This window comes from Roseateles sp. P5_E11, assembly GCF_054049355.1.
Window position 1 is genome coordinate 1 of record NZ_JBFUMO010000525.1, and the last position, 4090, is coordinate 4090.

Here is a 4090-nt window from a genome sequence, read left to right on the forward strand (position 1 = left end):
CATCTGCTGCATGGTCAGGCATCTGCTGCATGGTCAGGAGGGCGTGCAGTTCGGCCTCGTTGAACCAGACCCCCGGCAGCTCATGCTTGCCGCCACGCCACTGCTGGCCGAAACGGTAGCCGTTCTCGGCAGCGTCGTACTCGATGGGCGCGTCCAGCCGCTCCCGCAGGTAGGCCAGGTCGCGCTTGAGCGTGGCCGGCGACACCTCCAGCGCCTCGATCAGCTCGGCGAATGACACGCAGCCGCGGGAGCGGATCAGCTGCTCGATCTTGTAAAAGCGTTCGGTGCGGTCCATTCGGGTTTTCTCAGTGCCCCGACCGCTGGCATCTCTGCACACTCGGCGGGCTTGAATCGGCCAACAAATCAATAGCCTGCTTCACGGATGCCAAACATCCGGGAGCAGGCAGGGAGAGTGACATGAATCCGTCGACATCATTCTTGCGTCAAATCTGCGCGGGACTTTTCTGGGCAGCCCTTGGCGCCGAGTGCATGGCTGCAGCGCCGACCTATTCGGTCACACCGCTGGCCGTGCAATCGCTATATCCCACCAGCTATGCCAAGGACCTCAACAACGCCGGCCAGGTGACTGGGCTGGCCTATCTGCCCAATGCCAATGGCGCGACGTATAGCTTCCTGTACGGCAGCGGCAACACGGTAAACATCGGCGGCCTGGGCGGGACCAATCCGCTGGGCAACGGGTACAGCCCCACCGACGCCCAAGCCATCAACGACGTCGGCCAGGTGGTGGGCGGGTCCTATTCCAGCAGCTATCCCGACATCCGTGCCTTCCTCTACAGCAACGGGCAGATGACCGACCTGGGCACGCTGGGCGGAAGCTTCAGCCAAGCCTACGGCGTCAACAACGCGGGTGAGGTCGTAGGAATGTCGGTCACCGCCGGCAACAAGAACTCCGCGACCTTCCTCTACAGCGGCGGGCAGATGATCAATCTGGCCACCCTGGGCGCCAGCTTCACCGACGTCACGGCCATCAACAACCACAGCCAGATCCTCGGCACTGCCGGCGGCCATGCGGCCATCTTCAGCCAGGGCGCAATGACGGACCTCGGCACCTTGGGGTCGGCCCTCAGTATTCCGGCGGCCATCAACGATGGGGGTCAGGCCACCGGATATTCCTACACCGCGGACAGCTTCACTCGCGCCTTCCGGTACAGCGGCGGGCAGATGATCGATCTGGGCACCCTGGGCGGCTCCTACAGCCAGGGCAAAGACATCAACGCCGCGGGCGACGTCGTTGGCATTTCCAACAACGGCATCGACGGCTTCGGTCATGGCTTCCTCTACACGGGCGGCACCATGTACGACCTGAACAACCTGGTCGGCTCGTCCGACTGGCTGATCGGCGAGGCCCAGCGGATCAACGACAACGGAACCATTCTTGCGTCCGGCTGCCATCAGCAGCAGGGCTGCATGTCCGTGCTCCTCAGCGTGACCAGCGTGCCCGAACCGGGCTCAATGGCCCTGACCCTTGCGGGGGTCGCCGTGGTGGGCGCCAGGCTGCGCCGGCGCCGCAGCTGAATTTCCGTCGGCCTTCCGAAGGGCACCTTACGGTGCCTTTTTTATGCGCATCTGATTTTTTTCACAGGGTAGATCACCTATTGAGCTACCTGGCTCACAAACTGATATCCAAGGCCCGCGACTCTCAGGCGTGCCTCTCAATCAGGAGTCAGTCATGCAAGCCGTCATCAACGCCCAGATCACCCCCCGCCTCCAGAGCAGCCCGCTGGTCCAGTTCGACCTGGACATGGACGACACCTCTGTTCTGGTCAGCGCCCACGAGCGCACCGGCCTGGCCCTGGGCCGCGACTACGCCCTGCATGGCATCACGCCGCCCATCGCCCATCTCTACCCGCAGTCGCCACTGCAGCGCGGCTGGCTGGCCTCACGTGGCCGCCCGGTGCGCACGCCGGCCAGCCCGCAGGTCGAGCGCTGGCTGGCCCTGCGTACCCACGCCTGGGCACGCGRCCGCAGCTTCGAGGACATCCAGCTCACGCCGCACCATCTCGCCCAGCTGGAAACCCAGCACTGCCCCATCAGCCGGGAGTTGCTGGACGGCGAGAGCACCAGCATCGACCGCGTCCGCGACGATGCCGGTTACGCGGCCGGCAACCTGGCCGTCATGAGCCGCCGCGCCAACCGGGCCAAGGGCCACCGTGGCTACGCTGCGCTGGCCGACATGGCCGCCAGCTGCGCCGCCGGGCCCATCACGCGCATTGGCGGCCTGGCCGAGGCCGAGTGGCGGCGCCTGGCCGTGCTGGCCAGCTTTGTCACACCGCTGAGCCACGAGCAAGCGGCGCTGATCCCGCTCCACGTGCTGCCGCCCAACCGGCTGCGGCTGTTCAACCCCATCCAGGCCCTGCAGGCCCTGGTCACACGCCAGCTCGCCACGCCCGGCTGGAGCGCCCGCCTGAGCCGCCTCGAGGCACTGCTGCCCACCGACACGCTGCGCACCGACTTCAACCGCTTCCTGCTCGCCCTGGCCCCTCGCGTGCTGGCGGCTGCCGAGCTGCAGGAGCCGCATCAGATCCGCTGGGCGCTGGAAGACGCCTGGACCCTGCCCCTGGTGCAAAAGCGCTGGGCTCGTTTCGCCCTGCAGCTGACCGCCGAACAGGCAGAAAACCTCGTCGAACGTGCGGCCGCCAAGAAACTCAGCCCCGTGCACATCCAGCGCCACGACGACGCCACCGACGGCTGGGCCCTGGCCACTGGCGGTTACGCGGCTTGAAATAGGACCCCTCGTCCAGTCTCGCCCYGCTGMACGCGGGCGCGCCTGACCGGTCCCCCGAGGGGACGGCGACGCTTGCGGCGTTGAGCCGCAAGCACTTCGCCAGCGCGGGCCGGCTWGGGAGCGGCCCGGCGCTCGGCCCGGAACACCCAGATACCTTGACGACAGCACCCAGGAAAAGACAAAGCGCCCCGCAGGGCGCTTTGCTCACGGTGCGATGGCCTCAGACGAGGGAGCGATGCAGTCGGATCTCTTCGACACGCGCACCGCCGACTTCGGAGGTGCGGGCGCTGCCGAGTTCACGCTTGAAACCGGCCAGCTCAAAGAAGCGCAGGGCGCGCTCGTTGCGCAGATAGCACCACAGCGTGGCCTTGGTGCAGCCTTCTTCTTGCAGGCCATCGCGCGTGGCATCCCACAGGGCCAGGCCGACGCCCTTGTCCCAGTGCACCGGGTCGGCAAACATGGCCCAGACCTCGCCGGTCGTGGCGGGCGTGCCCTTGTCGCGGGAGCGATCGAAGCCGGCGAAACCCATGATCTTGTTGTCCAGATGGGCAACGATGACCTGCGGCTCGCAGAGGTCGATGGCCTCACGCCAGAAGGCTTGGCGCTTTTGCACCGACATCGCATCCAGCGCGGCGGCGGGCAGGAGGGCCTTGTAGGCGTCCTGGCTGGCAGCGACATGGATCTCGGCGATGGCCTTGGCATCGCGCAGGGTGGCGGGGCGAACCTGGATCACGGACATGGAACTCTTGGCAATAGCACGGGACGAAAGGGCGCGATTGTCCTAGCCCGATGATGAGCTGCAGGGTCTTGACAGAATTTTTTATCCGCTCAAGCAGCCAACGAATTGGCGCGACAGGCCTTCACATGGTCGACCAGGCCGCGCCTGAGCCAGCGCAACGGCGTGCGCTGCAACTCCAGCATCAGTGCGTGATCCACGGCGGCGTCGCCCAGGTCCAACGCAAAGCGTCGCGCGACCTCGTTCTGAACCTTCAGTAACAACTCCGCCGTCACGCGAGCATCGGCCATCGCCCGGTGGGCACGGCCGTCGAAGCGGATGCCGTGGAGCTGCGTGATCGCACCCAGGCCGTGGCTCTTGGCCTCGGGCCAGAGCCGGCGCGACAACAGCACGGTGCAGGCGAACTCATGGGCCGGGTCGCGCGCCACGCCGGCACGCTCCATCTCGGCCTGCCAGAAGCCACGGTCGAAAGAAGCGTTATGCGCGACGAGCGGGCAGCCCTGGGTGAAACGGGCCAGCTCGCGCATGACCGTGGCCGAGTCTGGTGCGTTGGCCAGCATCTCGTTGCTGATGCCGGTCAGGGACTGAATAAAGGGCGGCACCCAGGC

At 66.3% G+C, this 4090-nt stretch carries 5 protein-coding genes; 2 read left to right on the plus strand and 3 right to left on the minus strand.

What is annotated here, in order from left to right:
• Positions 1–295, minus strand: a 295-nt coding sequence (locus ACXJKR_RS26200) for a helix-turn-helix transcriptional regulator (protein WP_457325302.1), incomplete at its 3' end; no start/stop codon positions are given.
• Between the two features lie 194 nt (positions 296–489).
• Here ACXJKR_RS26200 and ACXJKR_RS26205 point away from each other — a divergent pair.
• Positions 490–1536: a PEP-CTERM sorting domain-containing protein gene (locus tag ACXJKR_RS26205; RefSeq protein ID WP_457325304.1), complete on the plus strand. Its 1047-nt coding sequence runs from the start codon at positions 490–492 to the stop codon at positions 1534–1536.
• Positions 1537–1690: 154 nt separating this feature from the next.
• On the plus strand, positions 1691–2743 hold the full coding sequence (locus ACXJKR_RS26210) for a hypothetical protein (RefSeq protein WP_457325305.1): 1053 nt from the start codon (positions 1691–1693) through the stop codon (positions 2741–2743).
• Positions 2744–2966: 223 nt separating this feature from the next.
• Here the strand turns inward: ACXJKR_RS26210 and ACXJKR_RS26215 are convergent, their stop codons facing one another.
• Entirely contained in the window at positions 2967–3485 is a 519-nt protein-coding gene (locus ACXJKR_RS26215) for a GNAT family N-acetyltransferase (protein ID WP_056191021.1), read from the minus strand.
• 89 nt (positions 3486–3574) lie between these two features.
• Positions 3575–4090 (minus strand): 3'-5' exonuclease (locus tag ACXJKR_RS26220; protein ID WP_457325306.1); only part of this gene is annotated, 516 nt, incomplete at its 5' end.